This is a genomic window from Mesorhizobium sp. C416B (assembly GCF_030323165.1).
In the GTDB taxonomy this organism is placed as follows: domain Bacteria; phylum Pseudomonadota; class Alphaproteobacteria; order Rhizobiales; family Rhizobiaceae; genus Mesorhizobium.
Genome location: NZ_CP100471.1, coordinates 6,038,980 through 6,058,510 on the forward strand (window position 1 = coordinate 6,038,980; position 19,531 = coordinate 6,058,510).

Consider the following 19,531-nt stretch of genomic DNA (forward strand, 5'->3'; position numbering starts at 1 on the left):
GAACTCCGGCATTGCATTTGGGTCCAGACTGTTAGTTCGGCATCGCCCGGCCCGCAATCGGTAGTGCGCGGATGTTACATCAGGAAACGCAACGTTACGAAACTCATGGCCGTTTGATGCATTTTGCCTTCGACCGTTCACCGCAACGTGAGCGTGTGTTGAAGGAGAGATGTCATGAAAAAGCTCATTCTTGCTTCCGTTTCCGCCCTGGCCCTGTTCGGCGTTGCCGCCTGCAGCGACAGCGGTACGGATAACACCACCACCCAGAGCACCAATCCGCCAGCCGCCGAGCCCATGAAGCCGGCGACGCCGGATGCACCGAAGCCTGCAGAACCGGCTCCGGCAACACCTGCTCCTGCCCCCGCGCAGTAGCAGCAGTCTCGGTCACTTTGACGTGACGAGAGAGGAGGCCGGCTTCGCGCCGGCCTTCCTGCGTTTAGGTCGATTCGGGGCTCAAGGGCCTTGAACCGGCTCTTTCCTACGGTTTGGGATCTGGCGCGTCGGTTGCTTGCGTAAATTCGATCCACTCTGCGGCGCTGTCTTGGCTTGATAGCAATGGCCGGCGGCCCTAATAAGCGCTCATGTCGATTTGGGATCGCCTCGGCGACTTCATCACCCGCGTTTCATCTTCAGCCACGTCCGGCGTCGCCGATGTGGTCGAGGCCGTGCGCACGGTTTTCTCCGGTGACGCCGATCTGCGCCGGCGCGTCGCCTTCTCTGTGGCGATGATTGCGCTGTCAGCCAAGATGGCCAAGGCCGATGGCATCGTCACCCAGGACGAGGTTCGCGCGTTCCAGGAAATATTCGAGGTGCCGCGAGAACAGACCCGCAATGTGGCGCGGCTTTACGATCTGGCCAAGCGCGACGTCGCCGGGTTCGAGACCTATGCCGAGAGTATGGCGCAGATGTGCGGCTCGGGCCATTCGAACTGCGTCATGCTGGAAGACATACTCGACGGTCTGTTCCATATCGCCAAGGCGGATGGGCTGGTGCATGAGCGCGAAGGGATTTTCCTGCACCGTATTGCCGAGATTTTCCGCATCGACGAGGTGCACTACGAAGCCATCATGGCCAGGCACGTCAATCTCGGCGCCGGCGATCCCTATATCGTGCTCGGCATTGAGCGCGGCAAACCGTTCGAGGAGGTCAGGAAACGATACCGCAAGCTGGTCTCCGACAATCATCCGGACCGGCTGATAGCGCGCGGCCTGCCGCAGGAATTCATCAAGATTGCAACGACCAGGGTCGCGGCTATCAACGCGGCCTATGAAATGATCGAGCGGGGCCTCAGGCACGCATGACCGGCTTCTCGCCCGACGAGCCAAGCGCGGAGGTCAGGGTATCGCCGAATTTCGGCCCGCGGCGCGAAACGCTCAGGCCCGATATGATCGTGCTGCACTATACCGGCATGGCGACTGGTGCTGCCGCGGAAGCCTGGTTGTGCAACCCCGCAAGCGAAGTCTCGTCGCACTACCTCGTCCATGAGGATGGCCGCATCATCCAGATGGTGCGCGAAAGCGACCGCGCCTGGCATGCCGGTGCAAGTTCCTGGTTCGGTCGTCGCGACATCAACTCCTGTTCGGTCGGCATCGAAATCGTCAATCCCGGCCATTCGCTCGGCTATTCGGCCTTTCCCAAGCGGCAGGTGGAAGCGGTGATCGGGCTTTGCCTTGGTATCATCGAACGCCATTCCATTACGGCGCAAAGGGTGCTTGCCCATTCCGACATCGCGCCGGGGCGCAAGATCGACCCGGGCGAGAAATTCCCCTGGAATGCGCTGTTTGCGGCCGGGGTCGGCCATCTCGTGCCTGCGGCGCCGGTCCGGCGCGGCGCGGTGCTGAAAGCCGGCGATACCGGCGCCCAGATCGAGGCACTGCAGTCTATGCTGGCGCTCTATGGCTATGGCGTCGAGATATCAGGTGTCTTCGACCGCCAGACCGAAATCGTCGTCGAAGCTTTTCAGCGGCATTTCCGACCGCGCCTGGTGAATGGTGTCGCCGACGGCTCTACGTCTAGCACGCTGCAAAGCCTGCTGACTTCCCTTAGGTCAGTTGCCTCTAAATAAGCTTTTTCTGATATTCAAGTTACAGCCTGTCACTGAAAGTGAATTGCCTCGCCTTGTTCGACACAAATTCCGCCCTCAAACGCGGTTCGTGCAAGTTATCGGACCTCCAGCCCCCCGGATGCTCCGATATTGATTAGGCGTTGCTGCGTGAAGATCTTCGCGCGGCCAAACAGAACAGGACCACATGCAGAAATTGACCGTTGTAACGGCAGCTATTGCTGCCGGCGTAATGACTTTTGCCTTCAGCACGGCCGATGCCGCACCACTGAGCCAGAGGGCAGACCAGGGCTTCATCGCCGCACCCGCCAAAGCCACCATGACGAAGGCAAACCCAAAAACAAAAAGGGCAACCACCGCGAAAGTGCGCAAAGCAGCCGTGGTGAAGGCCAGAAAAGCCACGGCCAAGAGGCATTTTAAGCGCAACAGGAAGAGCGTCGACCTGACGACGACCGCATCGATCCGCCCAAGCACCGCTGCGGAGTCGACTGCGGCAGCCGCGCTTGGCGGCCAGTATTCGGCAATCATTGCCCGCTATGCTGCGGCCGAAGGCGTGCCGGTGTCGCTGGCCCAGGCGGTCATCAAGATCGAGAGCAACTACCGGCCGAACATCGTCGGCAGCGCGGGTGAAATCGGCCTGATGCAGATCAAGCCGGCAACGGCGCGGATGATGGGTTATAGCGGCTCCGCCAAGGGTCTGTTCGATCCCGACACCAACATCAAATACGGCATGAAGTACCTTGCCATGGCGCGCAATCTCGGCGGCGGCACCACCTGCGGCACGATCCTGAAATACAATGCCGGCCATGCCGCGACGAGGATGAACCCGGTGTCGGCGGCCTATTGCGGCAAGGTCAAGGTGCAGTTGGCGGCATTGGGATCGCCGGCATAAGTCTGCTTTTTCATTTGCGTTTTGGAACGTGAACCCCTTTATACGCTCTGCCAGCTGGCCGGGCGGCCGCACCCGCAAAGCCGAAAGGCTGCGGGTGAGGAAAGTCCGGGCTCCATGGAAACACGGTGCCGGTTAATGGCCGGCGGGGGCGACCCCAGGGAAAGTGCCACAGAAAGCAAACCGCCACGATTTATCGGGGCAAGGGTGAAAGGGTGGGGTAAGAGCCCACCGCGCGACTGGCAACAGGAGCGGCACGGTAAACCCCACCGGGAGCAAAACCGAATAGGGACGGTGCGAGGGGAAACCTTCGAGGGCTGTTTCCGGCTCACCGTCCGGGTAGGTTGCGTGAGGCGCATGGCAACATGCGCCCAAGATGAATGGCCGCCACGTTCTCGCCCCGAAAGGGGCGAGGGCCATACAAAACCCGGCTTACAGGCCAGCTGGCAATTTCTCCCCCATATCGCGATTAATCCTTTGGATCAGCAGTCTGCGCCTTCGGGCGCAGCTGGCGATTCAGGTGCTTGAGCGATTGAATCAAGTACGCATGCTGGGGTCGAGACAAACGCATTTGAAGCTGGTACGATTTAATCGTACCATGATTGTCATGGTTTGATCAGGAGCGCATCATGGGTCACGTCGACAAACGCAGCATCACGCTTTCGCCGGAACTGGCGGCGGCGGTCGACGATGTCGTGGCCGCCGGCGAATATGCCTCGGCCAGCGAAGTCATCCGTGATGCGCTGCGGCAATGGAAAGACCGCCGCGATCTTCTCGGCTACACGGTCGAGGAATTGCGCAGGCTGGTTCAGGAGGGGATCGACAGCGGACCGGCGGTGGACGGCCAGCCCTTCATGGACCGGCTGCGAGCCAAATATCACAGGATGTCGGAAGCTGCAGGCTCGGAAGAGTGAAATATCGGCTGCTTCCTCAGGCGATATCAGATGTCGAAGGCATCGGTGACTACATTGCGGAACATAGCCCAAAGGGAGCCATGCGCCTTGTGGACGCTTTGGAGAGGCGCTGGACACTGCTCACCTTGCACCCGTTCTCAGGTGCGCCGCGCGATGATATCGCGCCCGGCATTCGTCATCTGATCGTCGGCGAATATGTCACTCTGTATCGCATGGGCGAAGACGCGATCGAGATCGTCCGCGTTTTGCACGGCAGGCGCGATATTGGCGCCGACGACTTGGTGACCTAACCGCCAGCTCAGATGCCGATCTTGTCCAGCGATGCCTCGATCGCCTGCCAGAGTTCTTCCACCGGCTCGCAGCCCACCGACAGGCGCACGAAGCCGGGCGGAACCGAATCTCCTCGCTTGGCCCGCCGCTCGGCGGAGGTGTGGACACCCCCGAACGACGTTGCCGCCTGCATCAGCGTGCAGTTGTTGATGAAATCCTCGGCCTTCTCCTGGGAAGCGAGTTCGAAGGACACGAGGAAGCCGAAGCGCTCCATCTGCGCCCGGGCGAGGTTGTGCGACGGGTCGCCCTCCAGCCCGGGGTAGCGCAAGCCGCTAACGGCGCGATGGTTTTTCAGGCGCTTCGCGATCACCTCGGCAGAAGAACACATGCGGTCGAAGCGTACCTCCAGCGTCTCCAGGCCGCGATGCACCAGCCAAGCCTCGAACGGGCCGGGAATGCCGCCCGCGGTCTCGCGCCAGCCGGTGACGTCCGCGATGATGTCTGGATTGCGGCTGGCGACATGGCCGAACAGCACGTCGGAATGCCCGTTGGCCGCCTTGGTGTCGGCAGCAACGACGATGTCGGCGCCGAGATCGAGCGGGCGCTGGCCGAACGGCGTCATCGTGGTGTTGTCGACGACGACGATCGCGCCCGCTTGGTGCGCGGCCTCGGCGACCGCTGTGATGTCGCAAATGTCCAATCGCGGATTTGACGGGGTTTCAACGTAGACAAGGCGGTAGCCGTCGAAGCCGCCGTCGAGGAATGTAGCTGTCGGCCGCAGATCATAGGCGACGCCGAAGGGCTTGAGGAAACGTTCGGCCAGCGCGCGTGTGGCATGGTAGCCGTCCGAAGGCAAAAGCACGCGGTCGCCGGATTTCAACAGGCCGAAAAACACCGCCGAGATTGCCGCCATTCCTGAGGGGAAGCCGACGCATGGCGCGTATTCGAGATGCGCCAGCATGTGCTCGACTGCATCCCAGGTGGCGTTGCTGTAGCGGCCGTACTGGCTGTAGCCGGCGCCGTCGCCCGGGTTGTGGAAAATAGCGGCCATGGTCAGCGGCAATGGGATGGGGTCGCCTTTGGCAAGTCCGTCGCGCCGCAGATGGGCAAGGGAGGCCGCGCGGGACCTTGCTGTTTCGGACATGGATTTCTGACCTTGTTGCTCAGCGAAAAGACTGACGACGCTATTCGCGGCAGTGATGCGCGGCAAGCCGCTTCCGCTTGGGCCAGCCCGCTCTAAACGGTTCGTTAGGCTTAATGGGAGATAAAGACGGGAGTGTTGTCAGAGCTGCTCTCACCGGTTGTGGCGCGCGTTTGTGAAGCCTGTTCCCGTTGACGCCCATAGTGCCCCATGATATCCCATTTCGATACCAAAGCCTTCGTTCCGCGTCAGGGTAAAGCGTACGCCAATCGGGCAGCCGCGGCGGCTGTGCGTTTGCGGGGTTTTGCCGCTGGGATCGAAGCGGATTTTCGGCAGGGGACGCGCTTCGGCGCGGACGAAAACATGGAGAGGGGTGCGGCGGCGGAAGCGGCTGCAGCGTGTCATGGACCGGTTTCTGTCAAGCGCGGTGAACAGGATCGATGCGAAGGGGCGGGTCTCCGTTCCGGCGCATTTCCGCGCGGTCGTGCAGAAGCGCGGCTATTCGGAACTCTATGCGCTGCGCGGCCTGGACGTGCCTGCGATGGATGTCGGCGGGCTCGATCTGCTCGACCGCTACGAGCAGCGCATCGCGCTGGAAGACCCTTTTTTGCAGACGGCGGACGATATGTCGTTCTTCTGCCATGGCGACGGGACGTTCCTGAAGCTCGATCAGGATGGCCGCATCACGATGAGCGATTTCATCCGCGAGCATACGGGCATCACGAGCGAAGTGGCCTTTGTCGGCCGTGGCAATTTCTTTCAAGTTTGGGAGCCTGGACGGCTGGCCGCCTATGGGGCGCAGGCGCGCGCTCGGCTTTTGCAGCTTCGGCAGGGGACGAAGGCTCACGAGGCCAAGGCTGGGGAGCGGCCGGAATGATGGCGGATCACGGCGATGATCTCAGCGCCGTTGGCGGACCGGTCCGCCACATTCCGGTCCTCCTCGCCGAAGTGCTGGAGGCGCTCTCACCCAAAGCCGGCGATGTGATCGTCGACGGCACGTTTGGCGCCGGCGGCTATACCAAGGCGATCCTGGCGAGCGGCGCCTCGGTGGTGGCGATCGATCGCGATCCCGATGCGATTGCCGCCGGGCGCGGCCTGGAACAGCAATCCGGCGGCAGGCTAAGGCTGGTGCAGGCGCCATTTTCGACGCTGGACGAGCAGGTCGAAAGCGCCGACGGCGTTGTCCTCGACATCGGCATTTCCTCCATGCAGGTCGACCAGCCCGAGCGCGGCTTTTCGTTCCGCACCGACGGGCCGCTCGACATGCGCATGGCGCAGGCGGGCTTGAGTGCTGCCGACGTCGTCAATTCGTTCAAGATAGGCGACCTTGCCCGCATCTTCGGCTTCCTCGGCGAAGAGCGGAATGCCGGCCGCATTGCCCGCATGATCGAGTCACGCCGCGAAAAACGTCCGTTCGAGCGCACGCTCGATCTCGCCGACGCCATCGAAACGCATATCGGCCGCGCGCCGAAGGACAAGATTCATCCGGCCACCCGCGTCTTCCAGGCGCTGCGCATTTTCGTCAATGACGAGCTGGGCGAATTGGCCAAAGCCCTAATGGCATCCGAGCGGGTATTGAAGCCCGGCGGGCGGCTTGCGGTGGTGACGTTCCATTCGCTGGAAGACCGCATCGTCAAGCGCTTCATCGCCGACCGCGCCGACGTCGCCACCGGCTCACGTCATTTGCCCGAGGCGCACGCGCGCGCTGCGACCTTCCGCAAGGCTGGTGGCGGCGTGACGGCAGGCGATGCCGAGGTCGCTGCCAATCCGCGGGCGCGCTCGGCCAGGCTGCGTACCGCCATCCGCACCGAGGCGCCGGCGCGCGCCGGTGATCTCACCATTTTCGGCCTTCCAAAGCTTCCCGGCATCCAGGCGCCGCGAGAGAGGTGAATACGTGTTTCGAACCAGCGACATAGTCCTGATCGCCGTCATGGTCTCGGCCGCGGCCCTGACCTACAAGGCCAAGCGCGAGGCCGAGGAACAGCTGGCTTCGGTGCAGAAGATCGAGGCGCAGATCCGCTATGAGGAGGACACTATCGACCTGCTCAAGGCCGACTGGAGCCTGCTGACCCAGCCGTCGCGCCTGCAGAAGCTGGCTGAAATCTACAAATCGCAGCTCGCACTCGAGCCGGTCAATGCGCGGCAGATCGTCGGGCTCGACGACCTGCCGGCAAAACCGCTCAACATCGAGGACCTGTCGTCGCAACGGCTTGGCGGCATGGCCGACAATTCCGGCAAAGGACCAGCCGACAAGGATCCCGTGGTCACCGGAGCCATCGTCCAATGATCGCTGGATTTCCAATGCGCGCCAAACTTCCGTCGGTCGGCAAATTGCTGAAGCGCCGCGCACGGACCGGCGAGGACGGCTCCATCGTGGTCGAAGGCGCGCGCAAGGCGACCGGCGGCAAGGCCAAGACCCGCATCGTGATGACGATGGCGGTGTTCTTCGGCATCTATTCGACCATCGCCGGGCGGCTGGTCTATCTCGGTTTCCAGTCCCCCGACATGTCGAATGGGCCGCAAAGCCGGGTGACGGCGTCGCGTCCCGACATCGTCGACCGCAACGGCGAGGTGCTGGCGACCGACATCAAGACGGCATCGCTGTTTGCCGAGCCGCGCCGCATCGTCGATGCCGACGAGGCGATCGAAAAGCTGTCGACCATTCTGCCAGATATCGACCCCGAGCAGACCTATCACAAGCTGAAAAGCGGCGCCGGCTTCGTCTGGCTGCAGCGGCAGCTGACGCCCAAGCAGCAGGCCGACATCATGCAGCTCGGCATTCCCGGAATCGGCTTTCGCACCGAAAAGCGCCGCTTCTATCCTGCCGGCGTGACCTCGTCCTACATTGTCGGCCTCACCAACATCGACAATCAGGGCATCTCCGGCATGGAGAAGTACATTGACGAGCAGGGCCTGAGCGACCTGCAGGCCTCAGGCTTGGCGATCGCCAAGGATCTGAAGCCGGTTCAGCTGTCGATCGACCTGCGCGTCCAGCATGTGGTGCGCGACGAGATTGCCGCCGGCCTCGAGCGCTATCGCGCCATGGGCGCCGGCGCCGTCGTGCTCAACATCAAGACCGGCGAAGTGGTGGCGATGGCCTCGGTGCCGGATTTCGATCCGAACAATCCCTTCAATGCGCAGGACAAGGATCGGCTGAACCGCATGTCGGCCGGCCTCTACGAGATGGGATCGACCTTCAAGAGCTTCACCTCGGCCATGGCGCTCGATTCCGGCAAGGCGAACATGAACAGCCGTTTCGACGCCTCGCACCCAATCCGGGTCGGCCATCAGGCCATCCACGATTTCCACGGCAAGAACCGCGTGTTGTCATTGCCGGAGGTGTTCCTTTACTCCTCCAATATCGGATCGGCCCGTGAGGCCGAAATGGTCGGCATCGAAGGGCACCGCGAGTTCCTGCATCGCCTTGGCCTTCTGGACAGGATGCAGACCGAACTGCCTGAAGTCGCCCGCCCGACCGAACCGAAGGTCTGGAAGCAGGTCAACTCCTTCACCATCGCCTTCGGCCATGGCGTGTCGACGACGCCGCTGCAGGCGGCCGTCGGCTGCGCGGCGCTGATGCAGGGCTATTTGATCCCGCCGACTTTCCTGGTCCGCAGCGAGCAGGATGCCATGGCGGTGGCCAAGAGAGTGGTCAGCGAAAGGACTGTGGAGGGCATGCGCTACCTCTACACGCTCAATGCCGAGAAAGGCTCGGCCAGAAACGCCAGGGCCCCCGGCTACCGCGTTGGCGGCAAGACCGGAACCGCCGAGAAGGTGATCAATGGCCGCTACTCGAAGGAACTGAATTTCAACACCTTCGTCGCCGCCTTCCCGATGGACGATCCGCAATATCTGGTGTTTACGATCGCCGACGCTCCGCACCCGGAAAAGCCCGGGATGACCGACGTCGCCGCCAACAATGCGGGTGTCATGGCCGGAAACATCATCAGGCGGGCAGCCGCCATGCTTGGCGTGAAGCCAGATTTCAGCCATGAAAATGGCGCAACGCTGGTTTCCTATCGGTGATTCTTAGGGCGCGCCGGCAACTGCGCGCTATTTTGTTGAGATAAACGGGGTTCGATGCACCTGAGAGATTTAGCCGGTATCCTGCCTGTCGAGGGAACATCTTCCCGCGATGTGGAGGTAACCGGGATTTCGTCGGATTCCCGCACGGTCAAGACCGGCGTGGTCTTTTTCGCGCTCGCCGGCAGCAAGGCGGATGGTTCGGCCTATGCCGCCGATGCGGCAAAGCGCGGCGCAGCGGCGGTTGTCGTGGGCAAGGCCGGCGCCGTTTCCGGCCTGTCCGTCCCGGTGCTCAGCGTCGACGACCCACGCCTGGCGCTGGCGCTGAGCGCGGCACGTTTCTTCGGCAGCCAGCCGGAGACGATGGTCGCGGTTACCGGCACCGCAGGCAAGACCTCGGTCGCCGCCTTCATCCGGCAGATCTGGGAGCAGGCCGGCTTTGCCGCCGCGTCCATTGGCACCACCGGCGTGGTGGCGCCGGGCCGCAACGATTACGGTTCGCTGACCACGCCCGATCCGGTGGCTTTGCACCAGTTGCTCAAGGAATTGGCGGAGGCCGGCGTCACCCACGCCTCGATGGAGGCTTCCAGCCATGGTCTCGACCAGCGCCGCCTCGATGGCGTCAAGCTCGCCGCGGGCGGCTTCACCAATCTCGGCCGCGACCATATGGACTATCATCCGACGGTCGAGGATTACCATCGCGCGAAATTGCGCCTGTTCGACACGCTGCTGCCGAAAGGCGCGCCAGCGGTCATCTTTGCCGACGATCCGTGGTCGGCGCCGACCATCCAGGCTGCGCAGGCCGCCGGGCTCAAGGTGCTGACGGTCGGCCGCCATGGCGATTTCCTGCGCCTGAAACGGGTCGAGCACGAGCGCCACCGCCAGCGCGCCGAGGTCGAAGCCGACGGCGTGCTCTACGAGATCGACCTGCCGCTCGCCGGCGACTTCCAGATCGCCAATGCCCTGGTTTCGGCCGGGCTGGCCATTTCCACTGGAACGCCGGTCGCCAAAGCTTTGATGGCATTGGAGAAACTTCAGGGGGCACCGGGACGGCTCGACCTTGTCGGCGCCACCGCCAATGGCGCGCCCGTCTATGTCGACTATGCCCACAAGCCGGATGCGCTGGAAAATGTGCTGGCCGCCGTGCGCCCATTCACCACCGGGCGCGTCATCGTCGTGTTCGGCTGCGGCGGCGACCGCGACCGGGGCAAGCGGCCGATCATGGGCGAGATCGCCACGCGGCTCGCCGATGTCGTCATCGTCACCGACGACAATCCGCGCTCGGAAGTGCCGGAAACGATCCGTGCCGCGATCCTGGCGGCCGCACCCGGCGCCATTGAAATCGGCGACCGCCGCAAGGCGATCCACGAAGCGGTCGCCATGCTGAAAGCGGGCGATACGCTGATCGTTGCCGGCAAGGGCCATGAAGAGGGCCAGACTATCGGCGCCGAGACTTTTCCGTTCTCCGACCACGAAGAAGTCCGGTCGGCGCTGCGGGAGCGGGCCGCATGAGCGTGCTCTGGACTTCCGACGCGCTGGTCGACGCCATGGGCGGTCGGCCGCTCGGGCCGATGCCGGAGGGAATTTCGGGGATCTCGATCGACAGCCGCAGCCTGCAGCCGGGCGACGCCTTCTTCGCCATCAAGGGCGAGGCGATGGACGGCCATGACTTCGCGACCGCGGCGATCAAGGCCGGCGCCGGCGTTCTGGTTGTCGCCGAGGGCAAATTGCCGTCGCTTGGGCGGCTGACGGCGCCGATGATCGTCGTGCAGGATGTGCTGGCAGCACTGGAGAAACTCGGTGTTGCCGCCCGCGCCCGTTCCAGCGCAAAAATCATCGCGGTGACCGGATCGGCCGGCAAGACCACCACCAAGGAGGCGCTGCGTCATGTGCTGTCGGCCGTCGGCACGGTGCATGCTTCGGCGCAGTCCTTCAACAATCATTGGGGCGTGCCGCTGACGCTGGCGCGCATGCCCGGCGATTGCGACTATGCGGTGTTCGAGATCGGCATGAACCATCCCGGCGAGATCCGGCCGTTGGTCAAGATGGTCCGGCCACATGTGGCCATCGTCACGATGATCGCCGCCGCGCATCTCGGCTTCTTTAGAAATCTCGACGAGATCGCCAAGGCCAAGGCCGAGATTTTTGAAGGCATCGAGCCCGGCGGTGCGGCCTTGCTCAACCGCGACGATGCGCGCTGGAAGCTGCTCGACAAGATGGCGCGGGCCGCCGGCGTCGAACATGTCTTTGGCTTCGGCGAGAATGCACGGTCGACCTACAAGCTGACCAAATGCGAGCTGCATGCCGGTCATTCCGATATCACCGCCAGGATCGGCGGTCAGGATGTCGTTGCCCGGATCGGCGCGCCTGGCCGCCACATGGTGCAGAATGTGCTCGCCGTTCTTGGCGCGGCGCATCTCGTTGAAGCTGACATCGCAAAGGTGGCGGAAGCGCTGGCCGATCTCTCTGCGGAGCGTGGCCGTGGCAAGCGCCATGTGCTGCGCCATCCCAAGGGACCGATCACACTGATCGACGAGAGCTACAACGCCAATCCGGCCTCGATGGCTGCTGCCATGGCGCTGCTCAACGCGACGCCTGTCACGGGCGAGGGCCGGCGCATCGCCGTGCTCGGCGACATGCTCGAGCTCGGCGACCATTCGGCCAAGCTGCATGCAGCCCTGGCCGAATTGATCGTCGGGACCGGCACGCACACGGTCTTTCTCGGCGGCCCGGAAATGCGGGCGCTGGCAGACATCCTGCCCGACGAGATCAAAACGGAATACCGCGCCGGCGCCGAGGAATTGAAGCCGCTGTTGTTGTCGACGCTGAAGGCCGGCGACGTTGTGATGATCAAATCGTCGAAAGGCATCGGCTTTTCAAAGCTGGTCGAGGCCTTGCTCGGCAAATATCCGGCGGAAGCCGCAGGCGCGAAACAGAACTAGTCCGGGGGACGGAATCGCATGTTTACATTGCTCGTCGATTTTGCGGACAAGGTCTCGGTCTTCAATGTCTTCCGCTACATTACCTTCCGCACCGGCGGTGCGCTGATCACCTCGGCGTTGATCGTCTTCATCTTCGGGCCGACCATCATCAATTCGCTGAGGCTGCGGCAAGGCAAGGGCCAGCCGATCCGTGCCGATGGCCCGCAGACGCATTTCAAGAAGGCCGGCACGCCGACGATGGGCGGGCTGATGATCCTGTGCGGCATCGTCGGCTCGTCGCTTCTATGGGCGAACCTCTCCTCGATCTATGTCTGGGTGGTGCTCTTGGTGACGCTGGGCTTCGGTTCGATCGGCTTTTACGACGACTATCTCAAGGTAACCAAGCAGTCGCATCTCGGCTTTTCCGGCAAGGCGCGGCTGGCGCTGGAATTCGTCATCGCCGGCATCGCCGCCTGGGCGATCATGCATAATGGCCAGGCGCCGTTCTCGTCGTCGCTGACCTTCCCCTTCGCCAAGGAATTCATCATCAATCTCGGCTGGTTCTTCGTGCCGTTCTCCTGCTTCGTCATTGTCGGCGCCGGCAATGCGGTGAATTTGACCGATGGCCTCGACGGGCTGGCGATCGTGCCGATCATGATTGCGGCGGCATCCTTTGGCGTCATCGCCTACCTCTCCGGCAATGCGGTGTTCGCCGAATATCTGCAGATCCATTTCGTGCCCGGCACCGGCGAGCTGGCTGTCGTGCTTGGCGCCGTCATCGGCGCCGGCCTCGGCTTCCTCTGGTTCAACGCGCCACCGGCGGCGATCTTCATGGGCGACACCGGTTCGCTGGCCATGGGTGGCCTGATCGGTACGGTCGCGGTCGCCACCAAGCACGAGATCGTGCTGGTCATTGTCGGCGGATTGTTTGTCGTGGAAATCCTGTCGGTCATCATTCAGGTCGGCTACTTCAAGATGACCGGCAAGCGCGTGTTCCTGATGGCGCCGATCCATCATCATTTCGAAAAGCTCGGCTGGACCGAAAGCCAGGTGGTGATCCGCTTCTGGATCATCGCCGTCATCCTGGCGCTGGTCGGCCTGTCGACCCTCAAGCTGAGATAGGAACCCGCTTGATCCCCGCCGCATCCTTTTCGGGCAAACGCGTTTCGCTCTTCGGGCTCGGTGGCTCGGGGATCGCCACGGCGCGCGCGCTGATCGAGGGCGGCGCCGACGTGCTTGCCTGGGACGACAATCCCGATAGCGTCGCCAAGGCTGCTGACCAAGGCATTGCGACCGCCGATCTGCGCGGCGCCGACTGGTCGAAATTCTCGGCCTTCGTGCTCTCGCCCGGCGTGCCGCTGACGCATCCCAAGCCGCACTGGACGGTGGAGTTGGCGCGTGGCTCCGGCGTCGAGGTGATCGGCGATATCGAATTGTTCTGCCGCGAGCGGATTGCGCGCGCGCCTGATGCGCCGTTCATCGCTATCACCGGCACCAACGGTAAGTCGACGACCACGGCGCTGACCGCGCATATCCTCAAATCGGCAGGGCGCGACACGCAGATGGGCGGCAATATCGGCCGGGCCATCATGACGCTCGATCCACCGCAGGCTGACCGGGACTATGTCGTCGAGTGTTCGTCCTACCAGATCGATCTCGCGCCCTCGATCAACCCGACGGCCGGCATCCTGCTCAACCTGACGCCCGACCATCTCGACCGCCACGGCACCATGCAGCATTACGCTTCGATCAAGGAGCGGCTGGTTGCCGGCAGCGAGACGGCGATCGTCGGCGTTGACGATTCCTGGTGCGCGCAGATCGCTGACCGGCTGGAGAGGGCGGGCCGGGAGGTGATCCGCATCTCCAAGCGGCTGCCGCTGACCGACGGTTATTTCGCAGACGGTTCCGATCTGATGGAAGCCGTCCATGGCCGCTACAGCCGCGTCGCCTTCCTCGAAGGCATCGGTTCGTTGCGCGGCCAGCACAATGCGCAGAACGCGCTTGCCGCTGTTGCCGCCTGCCTCAGGGTCGGCTTGAGCCTGGGCGAGATCCAGGCGGGACTGGAGAGCTTTCCAGGCCTCGCGCATCGCATGGAGCAGGTCGGACGCAAGGACCACGTGCTGTTTGTCAACGATTCCAAGGCGACCAATGCCGATGCGGCGGCACCCGCGCTGTCGAGTTTTTCGCGCATTTACTGGATCGCCGGCGGACTGCCCAAGGAAGGCGGCATCGAGCCGCTGCGCGGTTTTTTCCCACGCATCGCCAAGGCCTATCTGATCGGCGAGGCGGCGCCCGCGTTCTCGGCGACGCTCGGCGAAGCCGTGCCCTATGAAATCTCGGGCACCCTGGCCGCCGCGGTCGACCATGCCGCGAAAGACTCTGCCAAGGATGACAACGGCGAGGTGGTGGTGCTGCTGTCGCCGGCCTGCGCCAGTTTCGACCAGTTCAAGAATTTCGAAGTTCGCGGCGAAGCCTTCAGGCAAGCTGCGAATGCTATCGAGGGTGTCAAACCCATCGGAGGGGCACGATAATGCAAAGCCGTCTCGACAAAAGCCCGGTTGCAACCTGGTGGTGGACGATCGATCGCTGGTTCCTGGCGGCGTTCCTGTCGCTAATGGGGCTTGGCATCGTCTTGTCCTTTGCGGCAAGCCCGGCGGTGGCCGAACGCATCGGCCTCGATAGTTTCCACTTTGCCACCAGGCAGATCATCTTCACCGTGCCGGCGCTCGGCGTGATGCTGGCGGTCTCCTTCCTGGAATCGCGGCAGATCCGGCGCATGGCGCTGATCATCCTGGGCATCATGCTGGTGCTGATGGTGGCCGTGCTCTACATCGGCGTCGAGGTGAAGGGCGCGCGGCGCTGGGTGTCGTTTGTCGGCATGTCGATCCAGCCGTCGGAATTTCTGAAACCCGCCTTCGTCATCGTCTGCGCCTGGCTGTTCGCCGAACACAAGCGCCAGCCCGACATCCCCGGCAATTTGTTTGCCATGCTGCTGCTGATCCTGGTCATCTCGCTTCTGGTGGCGCAGCCCGATCTCGGCCAGACCATGCTGGTGACCGGCACCTGGGGCGTCATGTTCTTCATGGCCGGCCTGCCATGGCTATGGATCATCGCGCTTGGCGCCACCGGCGCCGGCGGCCTGTTTGCCGCCTATACGGTGTTCCCGCACGTCGCCGCCCGCATCGACAAATTCCTGACCGGCGAAGGCGACACGTTCCAGGTCGACATGGGCCGCGAGGCGCTGATCAACGGCCACTGGTTCGGCGTCGGCCCGGGCGAGGGCACGGTCAAGCGGGTCATTCCCGACGCGCATGCCGATTTCGTGTTTTCGGTCGCCGGCGAAGAGTTCGGGCTGATCATGTGCTTCTTCATCATGTCGATCTTCGCCTTCATCGTGCTGCGCGGCTTGAGCACGGCATTGAAGGAACATGATGATTTCACCCGCTACGCCGTCGGCGGTCTCGTCACCGTCTTCGGCCTGCAGTCGGTCATCAACATGTGCGTCAACCTGCAACTGATGCCGGCCAAGGGCATGACGCTGCCTTTCATCTCCTATGGTGGCTCCTCGCAGATCGCCATTGCCATCTCGATGGGCATGGTGCTGGCGCTGACGCGCAAGCGACCGGAAAAGCGCAAGCAGATGGGCTTTGCCCTGTCGCAGCGCGCCCTGCCGGCGGAGTGATATGGCGCGGGGTGTCATCCTTCTCGCGGCTGGCGGAACCGGCGGACATCTGTTTCCGGCCGAGGCGCTGGCGCATGAGCTGATCGAGCGCGGCTGGGGCGTGCATCTGGCGACGGACGACCGCGCCGAGCGCTTTGCCGGCCATTTCCCGGCCGCCGCCATCCATCCGATCCAGTCGGCGACGATGGGCTCGAAAAACCCCGCCGCTCTGCTCGGAGCGTTCTGGAAGATCTGGCGCGGCGTGCGCCAGGCCTCTGCCGTCATCGCCAGGATCAAGCCTGATGCGGTCGTCGGCTTTGGCGGTTATCCGACCTTGCCACCGCTCTATGCCGCGACGCGGCGCAAGCTGCCGACGCTGATCCATGAGCAGAACGCAGTGATGGGCCGCGCCAACCGGGCGCTGTCCGGGCGTGTGGATGCGATTGCCGGCGGCTTCCTGCCGCAAGATGAAAGTGCCACAGGCGCCAAGACGGTGACGACAGGCAATCCGGTCAGGCCGCCAATCCTGGAGGCGGCCAAGACGCCCTACACCGCATCCAAAGGGGCGGATCCGTTCAGGCTCCTGGTGTTCGGCGGCAGCCAGGGCGCGCAGTTCTTTTCCGACGCCATGCCGACGGCGATCGCACTTCTGCCGGAGGCGCAGCGCAAGCGGCTGGTGATCACCCAGCAGGCCCGCGCCGACGACGTGGCGCGGGTGAAGGCCGGCTATGCGGCACTCGGCGTCCATGTCGAGGTCTCGCCCTTCTTCACCGACATGGCACAGCGCATGGGCGCGGCGCATCTGGTGATCTCGCGCTCCGGCGCCTCGACGGTTTCGGAGATCGCCGTCATCGGCCGGCCGGCGCTGCTGGTGCCTTATCCCTATGCGCTGGATCACGATCAGGCGGCGAACGCAGCCGCCCTTGCCGCGGCGGGCGGCGGCGAGGTGCATCCGCAATCGTCACTGTCGCCGGAGCGCATCGCGGCTCTCATTGGCGGGCTGATGGACACTCCCGAGCGGCTGACGGCCATGGCTGCCGGAGCGAAGTCGGCTGGCCGGCCGAACGCGGCACGGTTGCTCGCTGATCTCACAGAGGCTATTGCGTCCAGAAAAACCGTTTCGGATTTCAGGAAAGGGACGCATTGATGAAGATGCCGCAGACCATCGGCCTTGTGCATTTCATCGGCATTGGCGGCATCGGCATGAGCGGCATCGCCGAGGTTCTGCACAATCTCGGCTACAAGGTGCAGGGTTCGGACCAGGCCGACAGCGCCAATGTCCAGCGGCTGCGCGACAAGGGCATCGAATGCTTTGTCGGCCACAAGGCCGAGAATATCGGCGCGGCCGAAGTGGTGGTCGTCTCCACCGCGATCAAGAAATCCAATCCCGAGCTGAAGGCCGCGCGCGAAAAACTGCTGCCGATCGTGCGCCGGGCCGAGATGCTGGCCGAACTGATGCGCTTCCGCCAGGCGGTCGCGATCGGTGGCACGCATGGCAAGACCACAACCACGTCGATGGTGGCGACGCTGCTCGATGCCGGCGGGCTCGACCCGACGGTGATCAATGGCGGCATCATCAATGCCTATGGCACCAATGCCCGTATGGGCGATGGCGAGTGGATGGTGGTCGAAGCCGACGAAAGCGACGGCACCTTCCTCAAGCTGCCGGCCGAGATCGCCGTCGTCACAAACATCGATCCCGAGCATCTGGACCATTATGGCAGTTTCGACAAGGTGCGCGAGGCGTTCCGGCAATTCGTCGAGAACGTGCCGTTCTACGGTTTTGGCGTGATGTGCACCGACCATCCGGAAGTACAGGCGCTGGTCAGCCGCATCGAGGACCGCCGCGTCATCACCTATGGCGAGAACGCGCAGGCCGATGTGCGTTTCACCAACCACCGGATGGCCGGTGCCGTCTCGGCATTCGACGTGGTGATCCGCGACCGCAAGACCGGCGGCCAGACGACGATATCGGATCTGCGGCTGCCGATGCCCGGCCGCCACAACGTCTCCAACGCCACCGCCGCAATTGCGGTCGCGCATGAACTCGGCCTATCGGCCGAAGCGATCAAGAAAGGGCTGTCGTCCTTTGCCGGCGTCAAGCGGCGCTTCACCCACACCGGCTCGTGGAACGGCGTCGACATCTTCGACGATTACGGCCACCACCCGGTCGAGATCACGGCGGTGTTGAAAGCGGCGCGCAGCGCCACCAAGGGCCGCGTCATCGCCATTGCGCAGCCGCACCGCTTCACCCGGCTGCACGATCTGTTCGACGAGTTTTCGGTCTGTTTCAACGATGCCGACACGGTGATGGTGGCGCCGGTCTATGCGGCGGGCGAGGAGCCGATCGACGGCGTGACCTCGGAGGCGCTGGTGTCGCGCATCCGCTCCGGGGGCCATCGCGATGCGCGCTACGTCGAAACCCCTGCCGCGATTTCGCCCGTCATCCGCGCGTTGGCGAAACCGGGCGACTTCGTCATCTTCCTGGGCGCCGGCAACATCACCCAATGGGCCTATGCGCTGCCTGGGGAACTCGGCGGTACCGTCTCATGATGCGCGGCCAGGACCTGCTCGACAAACTTGGCGACCGGCTTGCCGGCCTGCGCGGCCGCATCACGCCCAATGCCGAGATGGACAAGATCACCTGGTTCCGCGCCGGCGGTCTGGCGGACGCCCTGTTCCAGCCGGCCGACGAGGAGGATCTGGCTGCCTTCCTGCGCGCCGTGCCGGAGGACATCCCGCTCACCATCGTCGGTGTCGGCTCCAACCTCCTGGTGCGCGACGGCGGCATTCCGGGTTTCGTCATCCGGCTTTCGGCCAAGGGCTTTGGCGAAGCCGAGGTGGTTTCGCCGACCGTCATCAAGGCCGGTGCTGCGACGCCCGACAAGCGCGTCGCGGCCGTCGCTTATGAGGCCGGTATTGGCGGCTTTCATTTCTATCACGGCATTCCCGGCGCCATCGGCGGGGCGCTGAGGATGAATGCCGGCGCCAATGGCGTCGAGACGCGGGAACGTGTCGTCGAGGTTCGGGCGCTCGACCGCAAGGGCAATCTCCACACCCTCAGCAATGAAGACATGGGCTATGCCTATCGTCACTCGGCCGCACCTGCCGGGCTGATCTTCACCTCCGCCGTTTTCGAAGGTGTTCTGGAAGACCAGGAGGCGATCAAGGCGGCCATGGACGCCGTCCAGACGCATCGCGAGACGGTGCAGCCGATCCGCGAGAAGACCGGCGGCTCGACCTTCAAGAATCCGGAAGGCACCTCGGCCTGGAAGGAAATCGACAAGGCCGGCTGCCGCGGGCTGATGATCGGCGGCGCGCAGATGTCGCCGATGCACTGCAACTTCATGATCAACACCGGAACAGCGACCGGATACGACCTCGAATATCTCGGCGAGACGGTGCGCGCCCGCGTGCTTGAAAATTCAGGCATCCGCCTGCAGTGGGAAATCAAGCGGCTCGGCAATTTCCGCCCCGGCCATGCCGTGCAGGAATTCCTCGGACAGCTTCTTTAGCGCAAGCTGAAGTTCATGTGATGCTTGAACTTCAAACGGTCTGAAACAACAGCGCCACCGTTGGTCCAAAGACTCACAACACGCTTTTTCCGGCCGTTTTCGCGGAAAGTGAATCTGTCGGAATCATAAGCACTT

19 protein-coding genes and 1 other RNA gene are annotated in these 19,531 nt (G+C 63.4%); 19 read left to right on the forward strand and 1 reads right to left on the reverse strand.

Annotation, left to right across the window (positions count from 1 at the left end):
• Positions 1-174 precede the first annotated feature (174 nt).
• From NLY43_RS29260 to NLY43_RS29290, 7 genes are all read left to right on the forward strand, one after another.
• Positions 175-372, forward strand: a complete 198-nt coding sequence (locus tag NLY43_RS29260) for a hypothetical protein (RefSeq protein ID WP_023668260.1) — start codon at positions 175-177, stop codon at positions 370-372.
• A 209-nt stretch (positions 373-581) separates the two neighbouring features.
• On the forward strand, positions 582-1,301 hold the full coding sequence (locus NLY43_RS29265; RefSeq protein WP_023668261.1) for a J domain-containing protein: 720 nt from the start codon (positions 582-584) through the stop codon (positions 1,299-1,301).
• Positions 1,298-2,065, forward strand: a complete 768-nt coding sequence (locus NLY43_RS29270; protein WP_023712428.1) for an N-acetylmuramoyl-L-alanine amidase — start codon at positions 1,298-1,300, stop codon at positions 2,063-2,065. Before NLY43_RS29265 ends, NLY43_RS29270 begins: the two co-directional genes overlap by 4 nt.
• Positions 2,066-2,249: 184 nt before the next feature.
• Positions 2,250-2,954: a lytic transglycosylase domain-containing protein gene (locus tag NLY43_RS29275; protein ID WP_023712429.1), complete on the forward strand. Its 705-nt coding sequence runs from the start codon at positions 2,250-2,252 to the stop codon at positions 2,952-2,954.
• Positions 2,955-3,004: 50 nt separating this feature from the next.
• An RNA gene (gene rnpB / locus NLY43_RS29280) (RNase P RNA component class A) lies at positions 3,005-3,402 on the forward strand.
• 178 nt (positions 3,403-3,580) lie between these two features.
• Positions 3,581-3,865, forward strand: a complete 285-nt coding sequence (locus NLY43_RS29285) for a type II toxin-antitoxin system ParD family antitoxin (RefSeq protein ID WP_023668264.1) — start codon at positions 3,581-3,583, stop codon at positions 3,863-3,865.
• Positions 3,862-4,155 (forward strand): type II toxin-antitoxin system RelE/ParE family toxin, encoded by a 294-nt coding sequence (locus NLY43_RS29290; RefSeq protein WP_023668265.1) that lies wholly within the window; start codon positions 3,862-3,864, stop codon positions 4,153-4,155. The genes NLY43_RS29285 and NLY43_RS29290 overlap by 4 nt, the downstream gene beginning before the upstream one ends.
• 8 nt (positions 4,156-4,163) lie before the next feature.
• On the opposite strand, the gene NLY43_RS29295 is transcribed toward NLY43_RS29290, so the two are convergent.
• Positions 4,164-5,279 carry a cystathionine gamma-lyase gene (locus tag NLY43_RS29295; protein WP_023712430.1) on the reverse strand — a complete coding sequence of 372 codons (1,116 nt, stop codon included), beginning with the start codon at positions 5,277-5,279 and terminating at the stop codon, positions 4,164-4,166.
• A 400-nt stretch (positions 5,280-5,679) separates the two neighbouring features.
• On the opposite strand from NLY43_RS29295, the gene mraZ reads away from it, so the two are divergent.
• The 12 genes from mraZ to murB are packed head-to-tail and all read left to right on the forward strand — an operon-like array spanning position 5,680 to position 19,396.
• Positions 5,680-6,153, forward strand: coding sequence for a division/cell wall cluster transcriptional repressor MraZ (gene mraZ, locus NLY43_RS29300; RefSeq protein ID WP_023682144.1), 474 nt, complete (start codon positions 5,680-5,682; stop codon positions 6,151-6,153).
• Positions 6,150-7,166 carry a 16S rRNA (cytosine(1402)-N(4))-methyltransferase RsmH gene (gene rsmH / locus NLY43_RS29305; protein WP_023712431.1) on the forward strand — a complete coding sequence of 339 codons (1,017 nt, stop codon included), beginning with the start codon at positions 6,150-6,152 and terminating at the stop codon, positions 7,164-7,166. The genes mraZ and rsmH overlap by 4 nt, the downstream gene beginning before the upstream one ends.
• A gap of 4 nt (positions 7,167-7,170) precedes the next feature.
• Positions 7,171-7,563, forward strand: a complete 393-nt coding sequence (ftsL, locus tag NLY43_RS29310) for a cell division protein FtsL (RefSeq protein WP_023682142.1) — start codon at positions 7,171-7,173, stop codon at positions 7,561-7,563.
• Between the two features lie 14 nt (positions 7,564-7,577).
• On the forward strand, positions 7,578-9,302 hold the full coding sequence (locus NLY43_RS29315) for a peptidoglycan D,D-transpeptidase FtsI family protein (protein WP_023712432.1): 1,725 nt from the start codon (positions 7,578-7,580) through the stop codon (positions 9,300-9,302).
• A gap of 54 nt (positions 9,303-9,356) precedes the next feature.
• Positions 9,357-10,811 (forward strand): UDP-N-acetylmuramoyl-L-alanyl-D-glutamate--2,6-diaminopimelate ligase, encoded by a 1,455-nt coding sequence (locus NLY43_RS29320; protein WP_023712433.1) that lies wholly within the window; start codon positions 9,357-9,359, stop codon positions 10,809-10,811.
• The gene (locus tag NLY43_RS29325; protein WP_023712434.1) at positions 10,808-12,241 is read left to right on the forward strand and encodes a UDP-N-acetylmuramoylalanyl-D-glutamyl-2,6-diaminopimelate--D-alanyl-D-alanine ligase; all 1,434 of its coding nucleotides are present in this window, start codon (positions 10,808-10,810) and stop codon (positions 12,239-12,241) included. Before NLY43_RS29320 ends, NLY43_RS29325 begins: the two co-directional genes overlap by 4 nt.
• 18 nt (positions 12,242-12,259) lie before the next feature.
• On the forward strand, positions 12,260-13,342 hold the full coding sequence (gene mraY / locus NLY43_RS29330; protein WP_023668273.1) for a phospho-N-acetylmuramoyl-pentapeptide-transferase: 1,083 nt from the start codon (positions 12,260-12,262) through the stop codon (positions 13,340-13,342).
• A gap of 8 nt (positions 13,343-13,350) precedes the next feature.
• Positions 13,351-14,751: a UDP-N-acetylmuramoyl-L-alanine--D-glutamate ligase gene (gene murD, locus NLY43_RS29335; RefSeq protein ID WP_023712435.1), complete on the forward strand. Its 1,401-nt coding sequence runs from the start codon at positions 13,351-13,353 to the stop codon at positions 14,749-14,751.
• Positions 14,751-15,902: a putative lipid II flippase FtsW gene (gene ftsW / locus NLY43_RS29340; protein WP_023668275.1), complete on the forward strand. Its 1,152-nt coding sequence runs from the start codon at positions 14,751-14,753 to the stop codon at positions 15,900-15,902. The genes murD and ftsW overlap by 1 nt, the downstream gene beginning before the upstream one ends.
• A gap of 1 nt (position 15,903) precedes the next feature.
• Complete coding sequence (gene murG, locus NLY43_RS29345) at positions 15,904-17,028, forward strand: undecaprenyldiphospho-muramoylpentapeptide beta-N-acetylglucosaminyltransferase (protein ID WP_023705550.1); 1,125 nt, start codon at positions 15,904-15,906, stop codon at positions 17,026-17,028.
• Positions 17,028-18,434, forward strand: coding sequence for a UDP-N-acetylmuramate--L-alanine ligase (gene murC, locus NLY43_RS29350; RefSeq protein ID WP_023668277.1), 1,407 nt, complete (start codon positions 17,028-17,030; stop codon positions 18,432-18,434). Before murG ends, murC begins: the two co-directional genes overlap by 1 nt.
• Positions 18,431-19,396, forward strand: coding sequence for a UDP-N-acetylmuramate dehydrogenase (gene murB / locus NLY43_RS29355; protein ID WP_027050618.1), 966 nt, complete (start codon positions 18,431-18,433; stop codon positions 19,394-19,396). The genes murC and murB overlap by 4 nt, the downstream gene beginning before the upstream one ends.
• The last annotated feature ends 135 nt before the right edge of the window (positions 19,397-19,531 follow it).

Bases quoted from the DNA above. Each gene is read 5' to 3' on its own strand.
- NLY43_RS29320 (WP_023712433.1), top strand. From the start codon at position 9,357: ATGCACCTGAGAGATTTAGCCGGTATCCTGCCTGTCGAGGGAACATCT.
- rsmH (WP_023712431.1), top strand. From the start codon at position 6,150: ATGATGGCGGATCACGGCGATGATCTCAGCGCCGTTGGCGGACCGGTC.
- NLY43_RS29270 (WP_023712428.1), top strand. From the start codon at position 1,298: ATGACCGGCTTCTCGCCCGACGAGCCAAGCGCGGAGGTCAGGGTATCG.
- NLY43_RS29265 (WP_023668261.1), top strand. From the start codon at position 582: ATGTCGATTTGGGATCGCCTCGGCGACTTCATCACCCGCGTTTCATCT.
- mraY (WP_023668273.1), top strand. From the start codon at position 12,260: ATGTTTACATTGCTCGTCGATTTTGCGGACAAGGTCTCGGTCTTCAAT.
- murG (WP_023705550.1), top strand. From the start codon at position 15,904: ATGGCGCGGGGTGTCATCCTTCTCGCGGCTGGCGGAACCGGCGGACAT.
- ftsW (WP_023668275.1), top strand. From the start codon at position 14,751: ATGCAAAGCCGTCTCGACAAAAGCCCGGTTGCAACCTGGTGGTGGACG.
- murB (WP_027050618.1), top strand. From the start codon at position 18,431: ATGATGCGCGGCCAGGACCTGCTCGACAAACTTGGCGACCGGCTTGCC.
- murC (WP_023668277.1), top strand. From the start codon at position 17,028: ATGAAGATGCCGCAGACCATCGGCCTTGTGCATTTCATCGGCATTGGC.
- mraZ (WP_023682144.1), top strand. From the start codon at position 5,680: ATGGACCGGTTTCTGTCAAGCGCGGTGAACAGGATCGATGCGAAGGGG.
- NLY43_RS29295 (WP_023712430.1), bottom strand. From the start codon at position 5,279: ATGTCCGAAACAGCAAGGTCCCGCGCGGCCTCCCTTGCCCATCTGCGG.
- NLY43_RS29260 (WP_023668260.1), top strand. From the start codon at position 175: ATGAAAAAGCTCATTCTTGCTTCCGTTTCCGCCCTGGCCCTGTTCGGC.
- NLY43_RS29285 (WP_023668264.1), top strand. From the start codon at position 3,581: ATGGGTCACGTCGACAAACGCAGCATCACGCTTTCGCCGGAACTGGCG.
- NLY43_RS29275 (WP_023712429.1), top strand. From the start codon at position 2,250: ATGCAGAAATTGACCGTTGTAACGGCAGCTATTGCTGCCGGCGTAATG.
- NLY43_RS29325 (WP_023712434.1), top strand. From the start codon at position 10,808: ATGAGCGTGCTCTGGACTTCCGACGCGCTGGTCGACGCCATGGGCGGT.
- NLY43_RS29315 (WP_023712432.1), top strand. From the start codon at position 7,578: ATGCGCGCCAAACTTCCGTCGGTCGGCAAATTGCTGAAGCGCCGCGCA.